Annotated in this window: 19 protein-coding genes and 1 pseudogene; 2 read left to right on the top strand and 18 right to left on the bottom strand. The window is 46.7% G+C overall.

Translation table 11 applies throughout. The features are described from left to right. The 15 genes from C805_RS26635 to C805_RS08775 form a co-directional block, all read right to left on the bottom strand. A partial coding sequence (locus tag C805_RS26635) for a hypothetical protein (protein ID WP_016213473.1) occupies positions 1-532 on the bottom strand: 532 nt, incomplete at its 3' end. Between the two features lie 11 nt (positions 533-543). After that, a complete protein-coding gene (locus C805_RS08835) occupies positions 544-942 on the bottom strand; it encodes a phage tail-collar fiber domain-containing protein (RefSeq protein ID WP_016213472.1) in 399 nt (132 codons plus the stop codon). 2 nt (positions 943-944) lie between these two features. Then, on the bottom strand, positions 945-1,754 hold the full coding sequence (locus C805_RS25015) for a putative phage tail protein (protein ID WP_016213471.1): 810 nt from the start codon (positions 1,752-1,754) through the stop codon (positions 945-947). Positions 1,755-1,757: 3 nt separating this feature from the next. Further along, positions 1,758-2,885, bottom strand: a complete 1,128-nt coding sequence (locus C805_RS08830; RefSeq protein WP_016213470.1) for a baseplate J/gp47 family protein — start codon at positions 2,883-2,885, stop codon at positions 1,758-1,760. A 147-nt stretch (positions 2,886-3,032) separates the two neighbouring features. Further along, positions 3,033-3,470, bottom strand: coding sequence for a DUF2634 domain-containing protein (locus tag C805_RS08825; protein ID WP_016213469.1), 438 nt, complete (start codon positions 3,468-3,470; stop codon positions 3,033-3,035). 25 nt (positions 3,471-3,495) lie between these two features. Further along, positions 3,496-3,762, bottom strand: a complete 267-nt coding sequence (locus C805_RS08820) for a hypothetical protein (protein ID WP_016213468.1) — start codon at positions 3,760-3,762, stop codon at positions 3,496-3,498. 51 nt (positions 3,763-3,813) lie between these two features. Further along, on the bottom strand, positions 3,814-5,058 hold the full coding sequence (locus C805_RS08815) for an XkdQ/YqbQ family protein (protein ID WP_016213467.1): 1,245 nt from the start codon (positions 5,056-5,058) through the stop codon (positions 3,814-3,816). Between the two features lie 11 nt (positions 5,059-5,069). After that, a complete protein-coding gene (locus tag C805_RS08810; protein WP_016213466.1) occupies positions 5,070-5,861 on the bottom strand; it encodes a LysM peptidoglycan-binding domain-containing protein in 792 nt (263 codons plus the stop codon). A 5-nt stretch (positions 5,862-5,866) separates the two neighbouring features. Beyond that, entirely contained in the window at positions 5,867-10,165 is a 4,299-nt protein-coding gene (locus C805_RS25010) for a phage tail tape measure protein (RefSeq protein ID WP_016213465.1), read from the bottom strand. A 153-nt stretch (positions 10,166-10,318) separates the two neighbouring features. Continuing rightward, entirely contained in the window at positions 10,319-10,897 is a 579-nt protein-coding gene (locus C805_RS08800) for a phage tail assembly chaperone (RefSeq protein ID WP_016213464.1), read from the bottom strand. A gap of 43 nt (positions 10,898-10,940) precedes the next feature. Next, on the bottom strand, positions 10,941-11,399 hold the full coding sequence (locus C805_RS08795; protein WP_016213463.1) for a hypothetical protein: 459 nt from the start codon (positions 11,397-11,399) through the stop codon (positions 10,941-10,943). Between the two features lie 11 nt (positions 11,400-11,410). Next, on the bottom strand, positions 11,411-12,832 hold the full coding sequence (locus tag C805_RS08790) for a phage tail sheath subtilisin-like domain-containing protein (protein ID WP_016213462.1): 1,422 nt from the start codon (positions 12,830-12,832) through the stop codon (positions 11,411-11,413). 3 nt (positions 12,833-12,835) lie between these two features. Continuing rightward, the gene (locus C805_RS08785) at positions 12,836-13,111 is read right to left on the bottom strand and encodes a YqzN/YkzM domain-containing protein (RefSeq protein WP_016213461.1); all 276 of its coding nucleotides are present in this window, start codon (positions 13,109-13,111) and stop codon (positions 12,836-12,838) included. A gap of 12 nt (positions 13,112-13,123) precedes the next feature. Continuing rightward, on the bottom strand, positions 13,124-14,029 hold the full coding sequence (locus C805_RS08780) for a hypothetical protein (protein ID WP_016213460.1): 906 nt from the start codon (positions 14,027-14,029) through the stop codon (positions 13,124-13,126). Then, positions 13,971-14,318: a DUF5026 domain-containing protein gene (locus C805_RS08775; RefSeq protein ID WP_016213459.1), complete on the bottom strand. Its 348-nt coding sequence runs from the start codon at positions 14,316-14,318 to the stop codon at positions 13,971-13,973. Before C805_RS08775 ends, C805_RS08780 begins: the two co-directional genes overlap by 59 nt. 517 nt (positions 14,319-14,835) lie before the next feature. Between C805_RS08775 and C805_RS25710 the strand changes: the two genes are divergently transcribed. Beyond that, complete coding sequence (locus C805_RS25710; protein WP_016213458.1) at positions 14,836-15,264, top strand: helix-turn-helix domain-containing protein; 429 nt, start codon at positions 14,836-14,838, stop codon at positions 15,262-15,264. 67 nt (positions 15,265-15,331) lie between these two features. After that, positions 15,332-15,964 (top strand): hypothetical protein, encoded by a 633-nt coding sequence (locus tag C805_RS08765; RefSeq protein ID WP_155957605.1) that lies wholly within the window; start codon positions 15,332-15,334, stop codon positions 15,962-15,964. Between the two features lie 74 nt (positions 15,965-16,038). Here C805_RS08765 and C805_RS26930 read toward each other — a convergent pair whose 3' ends face one another. The 3 genes and pseudogenes from C805_RS26930 to rhuM all read right to left on the bottom strand — a co-directional run. Continuing rightward, positions 16,039-16,791: an ATP-binding protein gene (locus C805_RS26930; protein WP_242832656.1), complete on the bottom strand. Its 753-nt coding sequence runs from the start codon at positions 16,789-16,791 to the stop codon at positions 16,039-16,041. A 539-nt stretch (positions 16,792-17,330) separates the two neighbouring features. Continuing rightward, the gene (locus C805_RS08755) at positions 17,331-18,044 is read right to left on the bottom strand and encodes a LytR/AlgR family response regulator transcription factor (protein ID WP_016213455.1); all 714 of its coding nucleotides are present in this window, start codon (positions 18,042-18,044) and stop codon (positions 17,331-17,333) included. A 219-nt stretch (positions 18,045-18,263) separates the two neighbouring features. Continuing rightward, positions 18,264-18,491, bottom strand: a pseudogene (gene rhuM / locus C805_RS08750) (RhuM family protein); the annotation flags it as partial. Positions 18,492-18,517: the final 26 nt, after the last annotated feature.

The following is an 18,517-nucleotide window of genomic DNA, read 5'->3' as shown; positions in this document are numbered from 1 at the left end:
GCCCCAGAGGGATATATTCAGCCGGAATAATGATATTATCTGAAATCGTATAATCATACAAGTCGATTTCAACATACTTTCCAACACAGTGAAGAGTTATCTTATCGCTAAGTCTGACAGTAATATCGGTGTTTAACTTACTGACTGCCCCCGTCAGCGTCCCGTCTGCCAGTCCGGAAATATCATTCGTCCCGCACAGTTTCCACAGGTACCGGACATTTTTTGTAAACAAGGAAACCTTCTGCCACAGACTGCTTTGCTTTTCTCCGCCTGTTACAGGCGCAATGTCTGTCCAGCCTGACGGATGTTCCTCATCCTCGCTGTCGAACGTCACCGTAGTGTCTTTCGCGTCCCCGGTTTTATCCAGGGCGTCTTCTTTCTGCTTTTCTACCACCCTTTTGAGAAATTCATCATTATTGATAAGGGTCTGTACCACCGCATTAAACAGATCTGCATGGGCCGGGTCTGTCATTTCAAATTTTCTTATACTTCTGTTATATTCCAGATGTTCCGGAATCTCAAAATCTGCCATACCATTCCCTCCTAAAATTCATCATCCATCTGTATTGTCATTTCCAGGTCACTGTCTTTCCCCTTGGGAAGAAAATTCTTGATAGCAACCAGGTCTCCTTCTTCATCATAAAGGGCTGCCTCACTGATGTATGCTCCGGTAAGTTCTCCCTTTTCCAGTGTACATTCATATCTGCATTTCGTATCAGAAAGAACTGTGTACCGGTCTATTGGTTTCCGGAGCAACTCATGATTCAGTTCTGTCTGGCTCCCATCGGGCGTCAGAACCTGGCTGTCACTGTCCGTTCCGCCATCCCCGAAAGCAATCCCTGTGATTTTCGGAAGGGGCAAAATCCCCGCCCTCGCTTTCATCATTTTTGTGCGTGCCAGCAGGGTTACCACTGCTTCTGTATGATTTGCATAATCTGTCATAGCTACAATACCTCCTCTGTAATCTCTGCATTTATTTCTTTGGCCCCGTCCATTCTGTATGTTCCATCCAGATACCACTGGTTTTTCCGGAAAACAACAGAAGCCTCTGCCTTTTCCCGGTTTTCTGCCACTGCTGCTCCCTGCCGGATTCTCATGTGAAGTTTCTGCAGAATCCGGTTCAGAAACATGCTGCCATCCACTGTATCTTTTTCCCAGAAGGGACAGGACAGTTTTATTTTCATTCCGGGCAGGGCAAATTTCTCCATCTCCCGGTTATCCAGTTCAATCACGACTCTGTCATTTATGATATAAACTGTGTGTGACTGTTTCAGGCTGTCCAGCATGGACTTCACCTTTTTTGCATCCAGCGTTCCATCTCCGGTGAAATCCACCCGGAAAATATTCGGATGTTCCGGACAAAAGCCATATTTCCCGGCATCATGGATGTCTGACACATGAACCTGAAAATCCAGTACACTGGTGAAATAAGTTTCCATCCGATGCGGCGTCATGGGCGCCTTAAAATCTCTTATCTGATAAATCATTTTCCGTCGTTCCTCATAAGAAAGATGTTCCCTGACGGGAAGCCCCCACTTTATCTCATGATACATCAGCCCCCATGTGGCTGTTTCCGGAAAAAACTGCCGGGGCAGTTCTTCCAGAATCTTTCTGGCATCGTCATATTCCAGTCCCATTACCTGAAACAGCCATTTTCCAACATAGGAATTATCGTAAAACCCTTCCGTCACATAAGAAAGCTGCCTTCTGGCGCTTTCACTGGTGGGAAAGCCGCCCGGTTCATGTTCTGACATGTCTCACACCTCCTGACGAAATTCAACTGTGCCGGTTTCCGGGTATTCTTCATCCTGTATTCGGATATTTTCCATAGCTCCGTTCATAAGAAAGGTGTCAAAATCCTCTACGCCGTGAACAGCGCTGAGCAGAGGACGGACATCGTTATACCGAAGAACGCCTTCCTGCTTTGCCTCTGTGTAGACCTGTCTGACTGCTTCAGAAAATTCTTTCTGAATCTGCTCCATATCTGTGGTATGGTCATGCTCTATTCCGGTACACACATAAGAAACCGGTACGGTTGAAGCAGACACGCATTCCAGTTCTGCACAGGCAGTTGGAAGCAGCCTTTTTTCTCTGTCATCCGGTGATACAATGTAGTCATATACTTTCTTCACCAGATGTTCAGAAGCCGGATGTCCTTCTGTGTCCACAAGCACCAGCTTTACCGTTCCCGGTCCGTGAGAAGCTGATACCACAATACATGCTCCTGCTCCGGCTTCCTTCGCCCATCGGATATAGTCCCCGTCATTTCCAAGGTACGTCCTGCTGTTTTCATATTCCGCTGCAATCCTGTCGTAATAATCGTCGTTATTCTCCCGGTCTGTCCCGCCCTGTATCGGCTCCGGGTTGCCGGCCTCTGTAATCCCCTTTACCGGCTTTGCCATAATGGAAACAGCGTTTGCTTTCACATTGTACATGGTTCCCGGTTCCAGAGCGGTAATTCCCACTTCCGCTTTTCCCTCCTCTCCGATGATACACCTTTCGTCTGTACCAAACTCCAGAGAAGGTCCGGATTCCGTTGCCGGCGTGCAAAACACCGTACCTTCGGCAATTTCCGTGCCGGCCAGGCCGGTAATACATATCTTTCCGGAAGCCTTTCCTGCCTCATGTCTGGCCAGATGAACCTGTTTTCCATGCATATCCAGCCATTCATCCCAGGCATACTGGGGAAAAGCCACCATCAGCGCCCTTGTCAGGTGGTACTGAAGAAGTTCCGCCTTTTCCAGGGCTGCCGGCATGGTAAAATCAAAGGGGAATCCTCCCGGCATATCATCAATGTCATCCGGCAGGTTCTCCATCATCCTTTCATGAATTTCTTCTGCCGAACTGTTATCCATAAAATCCGGCGCTGTAAAATCCGGCTGCATTCTGTCGCCTCCTTGCTTTTTTATATGGATTAGGATGTCAAAAGCACCTTTGGTGCTACGCTCATAGCATATATTGCTATTGCAAATGTATTTGCACATCAATATATGCTATGAGCGGGTGCGGCGCACCCTTTTGACACCCTAATCTTATATGGTAATCGTTATCAGTTCCTCCCAGTCTGCTCCTTTTACCTGGAACCTGCAGTGCATTTCATCCCCGTTCCAGGAAAATTCAAAATCCTGGACAGCTTCTGTCCTGGGATTTACAAGAAGCGCATCTGTAATGGTCCGCTCCACCATGGACTCCACGGTCATCTCGTCATCATCCTCCATGGCGACTTCCATTTCCACGCCAATCTCAGGAGGATAAGCCAGACAGGCATACCGTTCTGTCTGTGCAGTCTTATAACACCAGATCATAAATGCTTCCCGGCCGCTGCACTCCGCCACGCGGTTCGCCCCGTCTCTGACAAAATCCCCGGACTGCACATCCCATTTCGCACTTCTTTTATACTGAACATCATACTCTGAACTGTCCTCTTTAAATTCCGGAACTTCAAATACCGGAAATAAAGTTCCTGCCATCTGCTCACCTCCTTCCACAACGGAATCAGGAACGTTTCACCGTCCTAAGAACCACCGCCTCGCTGGCAACCCACGCCACCAGCACTCTGCTCCCCGGACTGACGGAGGAAAGATATCCCAGCACAGAATATTCTCCCCCTGGTATCGGAACCGGAAATGTATTGGTTACAAGGCTTCCGTCTTCCTGCACTTCTCCAAAATCCACCGACAGGGGAGCGCTGCATTCCTCCCGCATTCTTCCCGCAATCACAGCTGCCAGTCTGCTGATTCCTGAATTTCCTTCAAATGCCATTCTTTCCTCCTTTCTCTGTCCGGATGCCTTTCACGGACCATGTCCTTTCTTTCAGTCAAAGGTTCCGTCATCCACCCACCCATATACGTTGCTGGTACTGTCCGCATGAATCAGGTGCCATGGATGTGCCTGTCCGGAACCGTTCTTTTTTGTAATTTTCGCCGGCCCTGCACCTGCAGAATAGCCTCTGCCTCCTGGATAGGAAGAAATATAGTGGGTCCCTCCATGGAAATTCACAATGTCTCCCACATTATGGTCCTTATTTGTTTCCGACGTTTCCTGTTTTACTTTTTCCCGCTCCGTTTTTTCCAGATTCACGGACATGCTGCAGGCATCCGCATCATGCCGGACACTTTTCACATAAAAACTTCCTTTTGTCAGCCCCGCCTCAAGCTCTATCCTGTCTCCTTTTCGGATTACGGGAACATCCGGGCCCTGCAGGGAAATTTCTTTTTTTATGGTTCCTTCTTCATTTAAAATTTCCTGAGCGGCAGATTTTGCCGCCTCCGGTGTTTCATCGGAACTCCTGACATATATCCTCTGACGGATTCCATACTTTGTGAAACCGTCCAGCGTTGCCTCCACACTGCTCTTTCCTTCATCATCCGCCTGTCCTGTCACGGTCACGCGGGTTACCAGATTGTCAATGTTCTGGCTCTCGCTGACTGCTTTTATATTATCCGCCCTGAAAATATATACATTTTTATTACTGCCCCGCAAAACGATTTCCGCCTTTCCTTCTGCAGCCCGCAGAATACACTTTTCCCCGCCTTTTTTCACGGCGTCGTCCAGCAGTTCCAGCAGAATATCCGAAAGGTACCGGTTATTGAATTTCAGTTTTCCATGGGCAACGTCAGGCCCTTCATACTTCCTCAGCGGCAGTTTCCAGGCATTCAGGATTCCCGTAACCGCCGACTTCGTGCCGGTACCGGAAGGGAAATAGAGGTTTTCCTGGCTCTTCTGCAGACTGTAAAGTTCGTCATAGCAGACACATTTCAGTTCCCTTCCGCTGTTTTGCAAAAATGGATTCCAGGTGTTCACATACCCCCTTATGACCTCCTGATTCAGGGAACCGCCATCCGTGGAAGATACCAGGATCAGGCAGCCAGGCTTTAGAATGCCCGACAGATATCCTTTTGATGTTTTATCATTCCGAACAGTAAAAGACAGCCGGGCAGAAAGCTCCTTTTCATTTTCTTCCCACCCAAGATTCTCGATATAATCCTGGATTTTATAGCGTTTCCCCTCTTCGTCCACCGCCACCACATGATACTGTATATTTGCAAGATTAATCATTTTCTGCCTCCTTATATCGGAATTGTAAGAACCGTCCCAGGATAAATCCAGTGCCCGTGATCGGAATCTGCCCTCCCGTGCTGTCTTGCAGCCGCTTCAATGGTTCCCGCATTCGCATCATAAATCCTGGTCCACTGAGCCCCTGACCCGTAACAGGCCTGGGCAATCTTCCAGAGATTGTCGCCGCTTTTCACCACATAAGAAGTATCTGCTGTTTCCTGCACCTGTTCTGCCTCATTTCTGGTCCTGGTCTTTTTGGCCGGAGACTTTTTTTTCTTTTCTTTCACGGTGTATATTTTCAGAGGCTTTTTTTCCACAAAAGATATGGTGTAGCGGATGTTTCCGTAAGCACCATAAGCCACCGCCTGAAAAGAAGAAATGGTTACATCCATGTTAATAAAGGTTCCCGTAACAATCAGGTTCAGGACGGTTCCCTTTTTCATGTAATTTTCCAGTGTTTTCACACAGTCCGAAGGTTTTTTCCAGGCAGACTTTTTTACAATGGCTTCTTTTTTCTTTTTCTTTCCGAAAAACTCCCCTTCCCATGAAATTTCCCTGGCTTCCGTGCCCGCCGGCACCTTTACGGTGCCTTTAGACAGGGTATCAAAGCTCTGGTATTTGGCCGCACTTTTGCATGTAATCTTTTCCGGCAGGGACGGGAAGGTGAATTTTTTCTTTTTCTTTCCAACGGTAACCAGTTTGATACTGATACCGCTGGCCTTTTTCCTGGCCGGAACTTTTTCTGACAGCGGAGAAACATTATTCTGTTTCTCCTTTCTGCCCACATTCTGCTCACTTCCCACTCATATCACTGTCCTTTCAGAGGCATGTTTCCAAATACTTCTGACAGCCTCTCTGCAATCTCTCCACCGACTTCATCTGCCAGTTCCCGCAAATGCTGCCGAATGCTCTGTAACATATCCCCTTCTTTCTGCCCTTCTGCACCGGAGATGTGAAATTCCGGAGACATGGCAATATCCACAGACACCTGAACCCCTGCTGCACTGCTCTGTTCTTCAGGAACACCTTCTCTGCTGTCCCATATCTCTTGCGTATCTTCTGAACTTCCGTCCGGAACCGGTATGTCATACCCTGTAAAACCACTGCCTGTATAAGAACTGATGCCAGAGCTCTGTCTGTCCTGTCCATACAGTTCCAGACCATTGCTTCCGTAACCCGAACCGCCGGGGGCGCCTGATGTTCTATGGTCACCTCCTGACAGCCTTGCAGGATTTGGACCGGGGGTAACATTATTTCCGCCCCCAGGATTTGTCGGCTCTTCCCCTCCGCCTGCGTCTGCGCTTCCGCTTCCTCTGCCACTTCCGCTGCCGCTTCCACTTCCGGAACCACTCCCTCTTTCCTGAAAAGATGATTCAAGAAAGCGCGTGATTACTGGCGGCAGTTTAAATTCTGGCCTGATATTGACCTCGGCTGTTACATCGAACGGTGTACGGAACGCGCTCTGCACTGCACGTTCCGCGGAACTGCGAAGCTGCGGGCCTCCTGCCAGAATTTCTTCTTTTAATCCTGTGTTCATTGCAGCCCCATATGCGGTCCCGGCTTCACTGAGCAGGTCAGTGTTAAGCAGATTCTCATGCAGTGCAGTGGTGTAGCTCGTTGGAATCGTAGCTGCAGTCATTTTTAACAGCTGTATCAGATTCTGCTGTACTTCCCCTTCCAGTCCTTCCAGATTAAACATGTCAGTAATAAAATCGTTACCCCAGGCGGAAACATCCGGTTCCGCCGCCAGCGCCTGTTCCATAACCTGAGTCAGCTTCTCTGTCATGTTTCCTTCCATATCTGGCAGTATCCCGTCCAGTTTGTCCGAATATGCTGACACAATGGCGTCAAGCTGAAACTCTTCCACCCGTGCTGTCAGCGCTTCTATCTGGCTGTTATACCCTTCTTTTATCTGCGAGTAGAGACTGTCATATTCTTCCTGGTCAATTGTCCCTTCCTGCTGTGCCTGGTCAAGGTTTTTTAAAGACACTTCCAAAGCATCATCGTAGCTCTGCTGGAACTGGGCCGTACTGGCCTGCAGTTCCGTCTGGAGCTGAGTAAAAGAATCTATACTCAGGGCAGCCCCTTCATACTTGATTTTCAGACTTTCTAATCCTGCATTTTCTTCTGCCTGAGATACCTTGTCTGTGATACCTGCAATCTGCCCCTGGAGTTCCGTAATGGCATCTGCTTCACTCATTTCCATTTCCATACCATCAATTTTTACGGTAATTTTATCCCTGGTGGAAATAACGCCGTCTCCCAGAGATTCTGAAAAAACTCGCCGCAGCTCCTCCTGCAGTTCATCCACCTGTGCCTCATAGCCTGTGTACATGGCATCCACCCCTGTGGTATCAGCCCCTCCGGTCAGAAGCCCCAAAGCATTGACTGCTTCATAATGGCTGTCTTTCAGATAACTCCTGGCAGAAGCAACAAAGCTGTCAATGGCTGCCTGATAATCTTCCTGATCTTCCACAGACAGTTCCAGCCCCAGGCTGGCATTCCAGTTCTGTTTTGCAAGAACAGATTTTGCATGTTCCAGAAAAGCAAAGGATTCCTCTGCGGCTTCTGCTGCAGCGCCAAATTGTTCCATTCCTTCGGCCATACTGCCAAAGGTAAGGGTTTTTGCCAGTTCTTTTACTTCCATTAAGGACAGCTTCAAATCCCCGAAAGCATTTTTCATAACCTCTGCGCAGGACTCCTGAAAATACTGTGCAAACTGCTCTGTGGTAACCTCTGTGTCCTCTATGGCTTTCTGAAGCTCCTTTTCCCGGAATGTCACATTTTTAATGTCAAGGCCGGTGGCTTCAAAGACTTTCCGGGCCTTTTGGGCCTGCTGCTCCATTTCTTCCACATGTTCCTGATATTCCTCTTTGACTTTGTTGCCTTTTATCCAGCCGGCAATGCCGCCGATGCCTGCTCCGATTAACGCGCCAGGCACCGCCATAACTCCACCGAACATAGCCCCAATGGACGCTCCTGCCAGGGCGCCGGTTCCGACTCCCGTTATTTTCCAGGCACCGGATTCTCCGTATGCCGCCGCTTCTTCTTCGTCCTCAGATTTTAAAGCCTTATAAAAATCAATGCCTCCGCTGATAATCGCCGCACCTGCTGCAATCCCTCCTGCTGTGGCGCCTGCACCAAGAAGCGCAGCGGAACTGCCGGACATTGCGCCTGCCATATTACCAAAATACATCCCCGCTGTGCTGCTTCCTCCTGACAGTCCATACCCAACATTGGCCAGCATCCCCAGAAGCCCCGAACCTCTGACCATTGCATTTCCAGTTGCCCCTGTCAGGGAAGTGACTAACGACTGTCCAACAGAACTTCCCAGCAATGCCTTTCCCATGCCCATTACCGGCCGGGCCAGCTTCATCAGCAAGGCGGCAGAAAGGAGGGAAGACAGATCCGCAGACTCACCGCCTGGCAGCAATTTTCCTGCACTGGCAAACAGGTTCTGAAATACCTTTCCCAGCTTCGAGGTAATGGCGCTTACATCAAACCCTTCTGAGAATCCCCTGGCAAAAGAAGCCCCAATGCTGGCTCCTTCATCCAGGATGCCGGATACATCAATGCCAGGTAACGTTATGATTCCCATTCCCAAACCGGCTCCCAAACCGGAGCCAATATCTCCGATAATCTCCGCAATCTTCGCTTTCCCGGTACTGTTCCACCATTTTCCAAAAGGCTCTGCGATAATACCATCCCACAGAATTTCCACTTTTCCAAAAAAATCTGTATCCTGCCACCGCTCAGAATTTACAAGATCATCCAGTTTACGCCGGGCGGTATCCACATGCCTGTCCACAAAATCCATCAGGCTCTCCAGCGCTTCCTCCACCATGGGCATGGCATCTGTCAGCCATTCCGCAATTCCCCGGAAATAAGGTGCAAACCTTTCCCCAAAAGACAGTTTCACGTTATCCACCGCCCCCTGAAGGAGCGTAATGGACCCATCCAGGTTATCCATCATGCTTTCTGCCGCCTCGCCGACTGCACCATCCGCATTGTTGACAGCCGACGACAATTTCTCATAATCTTCTGCAGTGGCGTCCAGGATTGCCAGAAATTCCTTCTGGGCATCGGCGCCGGCCACCGTATTCGCAAGATTTGCTTTCTGTTCATCGGTATAATCTGCGGTAGCATCACGAAGTTCCTGTATAATATTTCCAAATGCCCTGGCTGACCCGTCCGTATTAAAATATGCAATCCCAAGGTCATTCAGAGCGTCTGCCGCGCCATTGACATTGGTGGAAAGCCTGGTAAAGACAGAATTCAGGGCGGCGCCGGACTGGCTGCCGCTGCTTTGGGCGCCGGCCATCAGCCCGGCGGCAAGAGCCACGTCCTCAATAGAGTAACCCAGCATACCGGCCATGGCGCCGGCAGCTTTAAAGGTCTCCGTCAGCAGGGCAACATTTGTACCGGATTTTGAGGACGCCGCCGCCAGCACATCGGCAAAATGCCCTGCCTCATCGGCTTTCATCCCAAAATCAGACAGGACATCCGCCACAAGGTCAGAAGCCTGCGCAAGATCTGTCCCGGACGCTGCCGCAAGGCTGAAAATTCCTTCCATGGCGTCCAGCATGTCCCCCGCTTCCCATCCGGCCATGGCCATAGAATGAAGGGCTTCTGCTGATTCTGCCGCAGTAAACTTTGTTGTTGCCCCCAGCTCCCTGGCCTTATCTGTAAGCCTGCCCATGTCGGAAGCAGCAGCACCGCTGATCACTTCCACCTGGGACATGGCAGCTTCAAAACCACGGAAGGCATCCATGGTGTCTGCCAGTCCAAAACTGACACCCAGTACCTCACCTGCCTGGAGTACCGGATCTTTCAGAAGATTCAGGATTCCCTTTACCGGAGCTGTCACAAAGTCCGCAGCCTTCAGCGCCACCTCATATTTTTCCTTCATCCAGCCGGACAGAGTTTTCTGAACCTTCTCTGCAGAACGGTCAAACTTCGATACCTGATCCCCGGCTTCCTGGGATGCAGTTCCTGCCTGCTCTGCAGCAGTTTTCACCTTTGTAAAATTACGGATACTGCCTGTGAGAACTGGTTCCGTTTCATTCCGGGCCTCTCCGGACTCTTCAATCCGCAGTGTTTCAGCCATCTTCTCCACTCCTTTCCGGGGAGCGCAATGCTATCTGCATGGAAGCCAGCAGAAATTTCTGTACGCCCCTGTTTTTTTTGTAAAATTCATCTGGTGTTATGCCGGTTTTCTGGAAAATATGATGGAGCAGGCAGGCTTTGCCCCCGGCCTCAATCAGTTTTTTGCCACTTCCTCCAGATTTGTATCCGCATAACCGCTTAAACTGTCTATGGCTTCCAGAACCCGGTCTTTTTCTCCTGCTTTTAAGGAATATTCAATGACGTCCAGCCCGTTCATAACGGGCAGCCCCATGGATTTCAGGGATTCCCATACCTTCCGGTTATCCCAGAGTTTTTCCCGGTCGTCCAAAACGGTTGCCTGATAAATCAGGGAAGCCCGGTATCTCACTGCATTTGTTTCTTCCGGAACTTTCATGCCAAGTCTTTTGTTGCGGACAAATCTGGTATTTTTCTTCTTACATCTTTCATATTCATCTTCAGATAATGGCCGGATATGGAATGCAAAAAACAGTTTTCCTTCCCGGATAATCTCAATCTTCTGCTTTTCTGTCTGGGTATACCCGGCAGCATGAATCAGCCCCTGGATAAAGTCCTCCTCACTGCTCCTTATCATTTCCAGGTCCTCATCTTCTGTAAAATCCACTTCTTTTACCGCTTCCTCCCCGGATACCAGATCCATTGCAAAATTACTTTCTTCTGTGGTTACCCCTGGTACAAATTTATTCTGTTCCATCTTATTTCCTCCTGTTTCATTAAAAAATATTCCGGTTTCTGAATTATACAACGGTAAGCTGCTGCTGAAGAGCAGGCGGACGGTTTACAAACAGGTTCCAGTTTCGCTTGATCACATCCCCCACCGTAAGGTTCTGAATGTCAATCTGGCCGGAAGGAATGCATTCATCGTATATCACTGTTTCCGTAGAGCCATTCCTTCCCATCAGAGTCCCTTTGAATCCCCACACCGGCATAGTCTGGGTTTCCATTGCTTCCATCAGTTCAATGATAAACTGATCATCTTCTATGACCACCTGGGACATGGTAAGACTTACGGAAAACGTATTGGACGTTTCATGCTCCTGAGCATCCCCCATAACGGAATATTTGGCATTGTTATACGTTACACTGGAAGCAAAGGAATCCACTGTGGCCAGCAAAACTCCGTCTTTGCTGTAAATCAGGCCGTCTTTTCCGGTTCTTGCATGCCGGGCATCCCCGGCCGCCTTTACATTTCTCATTTTTCTACCTCCTATTCATTCGTACTGAACTGAAACTGATATGTCAGATAAATATGTTCCATGGAATCTTTGTCAATAACGCTGATATCAAACCATGCGCTGTCCACATCCGCAGGATATGTGCTGCTTTCCGATGCTTTAAACGCAACCAGTTTTGATTCTTCCACCATGGCAGTGCCAATGTCGTTCATCCGGCTGACAATGGTGCTTCTTCCATTGCTGTCATTATCTGTTTTCCCCACCAGTTCTTCCACTGCTGCATTAATCCGCCGGAGCAGTTCAAAACGTGTTGTCACGCGCCGGATTTTTTTCCATCCGTCATCCTGATTATCCGTCGGCGTAATCAGCGTATTAATTGCATTGTCAATCCAAACCTGCTTTTCTCTGTTCTGACTGAACACAAGACATCCATTCCGGCTTTCAGCCCGGATGATCTGGGGGTTTGTCAGCTTCTCCAGAATTTCCGTAAATCCTTCCACCACAGCATGGGTCAGAGACTGGCTGGAAGGAGCTTCTCCTATCATTCCGGCAATACGTGCCGCTGTCCGGTAACCGTCAATTTCACGCTCCTGCCCGTCCTTTCCAATCTCCATCATGTGCGCATTCAGCACATAATTCATTTTTTCATTATTAAATTCTGCCGCATGTTCCTGTCTGGTTTCCAGTGACACCGTATGATTTTCCGCCACTACTGCCTGCGCCAGAAGGCCCTCCTCAAAAATCCGGTTTACAAATGCCGCCAGAAGCAGATGGATTTCATGATCTTCCGTATCCACGCAGATGGTATTGAACTCCCAGGCTTCTGTCTGTGCAAACCCATTGGAATAATCCTCTGCCGTCACCTGGGGATTGCTGCCCCCTGTAAAAGGTTCCTGCGCCACAACTGCAAGCAGTGCTTTTTCTTTCCCTTCTTTCAGCTCCCCATGAAAATGCTTCCTGGAATTCAAAGCGGTGACAAGGTGCTGCGCCTCTTCTTCCCCGGCTGCAAATTCCAGCTTTTCAAATTCCTGTGTCCCGGCATAAATAATGCATTCTTTCCGGGAACTGTCTGAAAGTTTTTCCCGGACAGATACGGAAAATTCCTTATCTCCCGGATAGTTGACTGAAATGACCACTGCCTCTGTACCCTCGGTATCATTTAATGCAACGGTGGCCGGCGTGCCTCCATTTCCAATGCGGCAGGCAAGGACTGTCCTGGCGCCGCCATCCATGGCTTCCCGTATTGCATCTGTTGTGAGCCCGTTTCCGAATGTTTCTTCCCATGGTTCTCCGGCCTTCAGTTCCACCACCGTATTAAGGGGTCCGAAATCAGCCCGGAACAGAACCGCAGTGACGCCTTCCAGTATGCTTTCCCCGGATTCCTCTTTCTTCTGAATATTGAAATAAGCGCCGGGCCTTATTTTTGTTTCTCCCAGTATAAAAGTTCCTGCCATTGTCTATTCCACCTCTCTTTTTAAAAACTCTTCTACAATTTTCTTTGCCTCAGAGACCGTACACTCTGCTTTTTTTGCAGCTTCCAGGGCCGCCAGCACACATTCTTTTCTGGTATGGAACATGTTTCTGGCACTGTCGGCCAGTTCTTCTTTCCTGTATACTGATTCTGCCGGCAGTTTTTTCTTTTTTCCGGTCTCCGGCTGGAGCCCTTTCTTTTTCAAATCTGTTTTTGTTTCTCCGGAAGATACTTTTTCTTCCGCTGTCTTTTCTGATGCCATTCTGCTTCCTCCTTACGCATAACTGATTTTTCCCTGCAGTAACCGGCGCTGCTCTGGCCGGTACCGCAAAAGACCGTAATGTCCGGTAAATAAAATCTGCCCTTCTTTCAGATAATCCGCCCTGTAATTTACAGAAATCCCTTTCAGAAACATGGGGGATCGGTCCGGAAGAATCAGTTCCCCGTCCAGAGACATCCGGTTTGCCATGCCGGCTGCCAGTTTCATCCTGATTTCATGGGACGGACTTAAAATGTGAATGGCAATTTTGCTGTCCATCCATGCAACCGTATTTGTTTCTTCTGATTTTTCCAGAGCCGCCAGCCTGCAGTAAACCACCGGCTGCTGTTCTGTAACTTCTGTGATGTCTCCTAAATTGTCACAGCCCATAACAAGGCATTCCGGATACAGCCCTTTCAGATATCCTGCCGCAGCAATAATCGGATCCGGGTCTGTACTTTCCTGAGAAGGGTATTCCAGAATATCAAAACGGATTTCACGCCCGTCTGTCATACTGCTCTTTTCTTCCCCTGCAGCAAACGCTTCTGTCCGCTCCCATATAAAACAGCAGGGATTCCCTCCTTCCGGTTTCAGGATAACATCCCGCAGGCAGTCCTTTACCAGCAGCTCTGTTTCCTCCGGGGCCTTATGGGTTCCCTGACAAAGCAGTGATACCGATAAGGTACCGGCACTGTGCCTTTCTCCACCTGCCTTCCTCTGAAAACTGTAAACCAGCTTCGGACAGAGACTGTTTTCTTCCCATCCTCCCTGACTGTCATCGGGCGGCGACGAACAGAAAACTGCCGGCGACCCTTCAAAAGAGCAAAGCTGCTTTACAAGGTTTTCTGAACTTACAAACCTTTTATGGATTAATTCTTCCAGTATCACCGGATTCTCCTCCCTCCATTTTGGGAACTCCATTCTTTTCTCCGCTGCTTTCTCCCATACCATATTCCTGTATTTCTGACAGTTCTTTTGACCACCGGATTTCCCACTGGCCCTCTGCCGCCTCAGATACCGGGATAACAAAATGATTTGTCACATTTCCGATACCCGGATGGTACTGCACAGTCAGCTGTTCTTCTGTTACCGCTGTCACAAAACCTGCCTTTCCTTCCTCCCAGGTACGATGCCTGCCCCAGAGCAAATACCCTCTGTCAATCAAAGACAGGTTAAAGGCAGCTATTGCTTTTTCTGTTATCAGCGCCATATGTGCCCTCCTTTCCCCACACCCGGACTGCTTTTTCCGCCTCGCCGGATTTCTCCTCTTCCCATAATTTCATTTTGCATTCCTCCTTTCCCCCGCAAGTCACCGGCCTTTCCATGGCCTGGCAATATATTAGCATTTCCTTTCCGGACATACGGGACATTCCGGACAAACTTTCATAAATCTCTGATTTAACTAAAACTTTTAAAACGATTTCACTTGTAGTATCTTTTAAAGTTACCACCGGGTAAAAAAAACAGATGCTGAATCAGAAACAGGAAGTTCCCGCGCCCAGTGCGGTGCGTCAGAGCATACGCAGTATGCTGAACGTATCGCGTTTTAGCACAATTGTCAGGCAATATGATACCTGTTCATTTATTTTATCCATCCTTACTTTCTTTTTTGTAACTTTTTAAGTTACCACTATATTATCACATTTTTGTAACTTGTCAAGATATTTTTAATTGATATCCCCCTGTTTTTGTGATATTATAGAGTTACTAACACAAGGAGGCTGCCCATGACTACAGGGGAACGAATAAAATCTGTGCGAGATAAATTGCAGATAAGCCAGGTAGACTTTGCAGATAAAATCAATGTCTCAAAGCAGACGTTATATAAGTATGAAAACAACATCATAACCAATATCCCATTTGCCAAAATTGAGGCCATAGCACTTATAGGCAATGTTTCTCCCGCTTATATCATGGGATGGGAGGAAACTATATCGGGAAAAGAAAAAAAGCTGAAAATTATCCATTATTATGAATCCCTCAATGACATTGGAAAATATGAGGCTGAAAAGCGTGTGGAGGAACTCACTCACATTGAAAAATACACCGCAGCAGATCGCCTGCTCCTGAATGCCGCGCATGAACGTACTGATACAGAAGTGACAGAAGAAATGCTTCAGCATGATGAAGATATTATGGATGATGAAATTTTTTAAATGAAACATGGAACTGTTTACAGGATTTTACTGTTCTATGGTAAAAACGGAAGGAAAGGAATTAAAAATGAAAAAGAAACTTGTACTTTTATTGCTGTTATCTGTTATGTCCGTTCACGCGGTTTCATGCGGCAGTTCTGAAAGCCCGAAAAATCCAAAGCAAACGGAAGACAGCAAAGAAAGCTCCGCGGATTCGGAAGAGACAGAAACCAGTATCCAGCCGGAAAGCAATAGGGATGAAAAGGAATTAGCTGATATTACAATTACACTTCCTGCCCTGTATGTGGGAGAAACCACTCAGGAGGAGCTGGACGAAAAGGCCGCACAATATGGATATAAAGTCACGAAAAATGATGACGGGAGCGCTACCTATGTCATGACAAAAACTCAGCACAAACAAATGCTGAACAGTTTTGCAGAGGAACTCCATACCGCACTGGACGATATCGCAGGCTCCGAAGATTATCCAAATATAACTGAGATAAAAGCTAATGAAAATTTTACAGATTTTAAAGTTACTACCAAATCAGCAGAACCTGACATGAGCGAATCTTTTTTACCTGTTGCTTTTTATATGTACGGTGGTATGTATAGCATACTTTCCGAAGAAGATACAGGCAATATACATGTTGATTTTATCAATGCAGATACCGGGGAAGTCATTTCTTCCTCTGATTCTTCAGACACCGGTTCCAATTAGAAATACTCCTGATTCTGTCATTCCATAAATCAGACAGATAAACTGCTCCTGATGCTGCAATATCAGGAGCAGGATTATATTACCGGAATCAATATTTTCAAAACAAATTTTCCCTTTTCGCATTTTGTTGTAAGCTGACCGTCATATTTTTCGGTGGCTTTTCTCATATTAGAAATACCAAAGCCATGAAGAAAATCACTGCTCCCTGTCGTACGTTTTTTAGCAGGCTTACTTTCTTCCGTGCAGTTATTTTGTATGACAATGGAAAGGAAATTTTGTATTTTACCTGCTTTTACAAAAATTGTCCTCTGTTCCACGGGAAGCCTTTCACTTGCTTCAATGGCATTATCCAATCCATTGCCAAAAATAGTACTGATGTCAAGGGGCTCTATAAAATCCACGCCATTAAAGTCAGCAGTAACTGATAAAGAAATCTGTTTTTCTCTGGCAAGCTCGGATTTCTCTTTCAGAATGATGTCAAGAATCCCATTGCCCGTATGCACATAGTCTTCATACATTGCCACCTGTGCCTGCAGTTCCTCTACCATCTCGGCTGTTTCGGGAGAATTGATCTGCTGCTGTAAAATAAGCAGATGATTTTTCATATCATGATAAACGGAACGTACCTTTTCTTCGTCCTTTTGTTTTTCCTGATAATAATCAAACTGCTTCTGAAGCTGTGCAATCTGCATTTTATCCTTTTGTTCCTGCTCCCGGAGATATAAGGTATTTCTCACATACAGAAAAAACATCATAAAGAACAATGGGAAAATCACTTCTACGATACAATAAGAGATTTCCGACACTGTTCCCAGATTCAAATGCATAAAAGTATTTTTTAGAAACATTAAGAATCCAATTGCAAAAACAATGGTTAAGACAAGTGTATCTTTCCACATAAGCTGGTATTGATTTTTCCTGCATATTTTATAAACAATAAAAACAGCCAAAGCCCTGATTGCCAATATAAAAAAATATGTTTCCCAGAGTAGAAAATACCTGCTGCCCACCCTGACAATCAAATCCTCATCCAGGGTCAATGTGAAAACCAACGTGCCAATACTCTCAGGTATGATTGATACCACAAAAAAATATACTTCATAAGCAACAACACATTGATAGATGCTGTCTTTATAAAATATCTTCAAAATGACAATCCCTATTATGATGAAGACAGGCATTTTGTATGCTCCCAATGCTGAACACCAGGTAAACGCATAAACACAACTAAAATAGATGCCTGAAATGCACCATTTATATCCTGGAGAATGAAAGCGGGGATTCCTGCAAAAACAGATAGCAAAAGCCAGTAAACTGACCGACTCTGTAATCGTTGACAGAATATCCAGGCTTTGATACAACCACATCATAGCATATTCCCCCAGTAATCCGTCAGTTTTACCATAAAATCCTTTCGCTTGGGCTGGCTGATGGGGATGCGCTTTCCTGTGGTCAGTACAAGTTCCAGTCCCTCAAGGCTTTTCACAAAGGAAAGATTGACCACAAAACTTTTATGACAGCAGGCGAATTGCGGCTGCTGTAAAAGCAGAGAAGATATTTCTTTCATAGTTTTATAAATAATCTGTTCCTGTCCGTCAAAATGCAGCATAACATTGCGCTTGCTGGTTTCCGCACAGGACAGATTTTTATACAGTACCTTGTATTTCCCACTGTCATTTCCAAAGCTAAGATATGGCTCCTCTTTTCCCTGATAACGGGCAAAATAACGGTCTAACTCCATTTTAAGCACATTATATTTCACAGGTTTTAAAAGATAATTGACCGCACTGTATTCATAACCTTTCCAGACATACTGTTTTAAAGAGGTTAAAAAAATAAGTCCCACATTACTGTCCAGCTTCCTGATTTCTTCTGCCGTCTTTAAGCCGTCCATCTTTTCCATCTTAATATCCATAAAAATCAGGTCAAGATCAGGCTGATACTTTGCAAGCAGCTCACTTCCGTCAGAATAAGCCTGGTAACAAAATTCCACCCCCGCATCCGCAGCATATCTGTCTAAATTTTCTTTTAATGTATGGATAAGTATTTCTTCATCATCACAAATTGCTATCTTAAACATATCTGTAACCTCTTAAAGAATAATTCCACATAGCAGTTTCCTGCCATCTGCCCCAATATTATATAGAAAGGAATTCCCGAAGTCAATATCCGGGGCTTTTGATTTTAAGCAAACACGCTGTTTTCTATCTTACAGTAAGAAGCGGAACACCCTGTCGTAAGCATTTTCACATTGTTTCATAAGAAGTTTTCACGCGTTAGCGTGACAAGGTCTTTCCTGGGTAGCGTAAAGGTCAGGCACCTGCCGGTACATCACTTTTTCTGATGAGCGAATATCCCGTATACGGTCTAATAACTCTTTCCAGTAATTTCCGCCTCCCAGATTCTTTAATCGCTCATCATCCATCGCAAAGCCTTTTATCATATATTCTTTCAGACGTTCAGTTGCCCGGTGCTGAAATTGCGTAGCGATTAAAGATTTCACACGATATCCAAGAGAAATTATCATATATTTATGTAGCAACTACTAATCTC

The organism is Eubacterium sp. 14-2 (assembly GCF_000403845.2).
In the GTDB taxonomy this organism is placed as follows: Bacteria; Bacillota; Clostridia; order Lachnospirales; family Lachnospiraceae; genus Petralouisia.
This window is presented reverse-complemented; position numbering and strand designations above follow the sequence as displayed.

Coding starts and splice junctions, on each gene's coding strand:
- C805_RS08835 (WP_016213472.1), bottom strand. CDS start 942: ATGACAGATTATGCAAATCATACAGAAGCAGTGGTAACCCTGCTGGCA.
- C805_RS25015 (WP_016213471.1), bottom strand. CDS start 1,754: ATGTCAGAACATGAACCGGGCGGCTTTCCCACCAGTGAAAGCGCCAGA.
- C805_RS08830 (WP_016213470.1), bottom strand. CDS start 2,885: ATGCAGCCGGATTTTACAGCGCCGGATTTTATGGATAACAGTTCGGCA.
- C805_RS08825 (WP_016213469.1), bottom strand. CDS start 3,470: ATGGCAGGAACTTTATTTCCGGTATTTGAAGTTCCGGAATTTAAAGAG.
- C805_RS08820 (WP_016213468.1), bottom strand. CDS start 3,762: ATGGCATTTGAAGGAAATTCAGGAATCAGCAGACTGGCAGCTGTGATT.
- C805_RS08815 (WP_016213467.1), bottom strand. CDS start 5,058: ATGATTAATCTTGCAAATATACAGTATCATGTGGTGGCGGTGGACGAA.
- C805_RS25010 (WP_016213465.1), bottom strand. CDS start 10,165: ATGGCTGAAACACTGCGGATTGAAGAGTCCGGAGAGGCCCGGAATGAA.
- C805_RS08800 (WP_016213464.1), bottom strand. CDS start 10,897: ATGGAACAGAATAAATTTGTACCAGGGGTAACCACAGAAGAAAGTAAT.
- C805_RS08795 (WP_016213463.1), bottom strand. CDS start 11,399: ATGAGAAATGTAAAGGCGGCCGGGGATGCCCGGCATGCAAGAACCGGA.
- C805_RS08790 (WP_016213462.1), bottom strand. CDS start 12,832: ATGGCAGGAACTTTTATACTGGGAGAAACAAAAATAAGGCCCGGCGCT.
- C805_RS08785 (WP_016213461.1), bottom strand. CDS start 13,111: ATGGCATCAGAAAAGACAGCGGAAGAAAAAGTATCTTCCGGAGAAACA.
- C805_RS08780 (WP_016213460.1), bottom strand. CDS start 14,029: ATGGAGTTCCCAAAATGGAGGGAGGAGAATCCGGTGATACTGGAAGAA.
- C805_RS08775 (WP_016213459.1), bottom strand. CDS start 14,318: ATGGCGCTGATAACAGAAAAAGCAATAGCTGCCTTTAACCTGTCTTTG.
- C805_RS25710 (WP_016213458.1), top strand. CDS start 14,836: ATGACTACAGGGGAACGAATAAAATCTGTGCGAGATAAATTGCAGATA.
- C805_RS08765 (WP_155957605.1), top strand. CDS start 15,332: ATGAAAAAGAAACTTGTACTTTTATTGCTGTTATCTGTTATGTCCGTT.
- C805_RS26930 (WP_242832656.1), bottom strand. CDS start 16,791: ATGCATTTGAATCTGGGAACAGTGTCGGAAATCTCTTATTGTATCGTA.
- C805_RS08755 (WP_016213455.1), bottom strand. CDS start 18,044: ATGTTTAAGATAGCAATTTGTGATGATGAAGAAATACTTATCCATACA.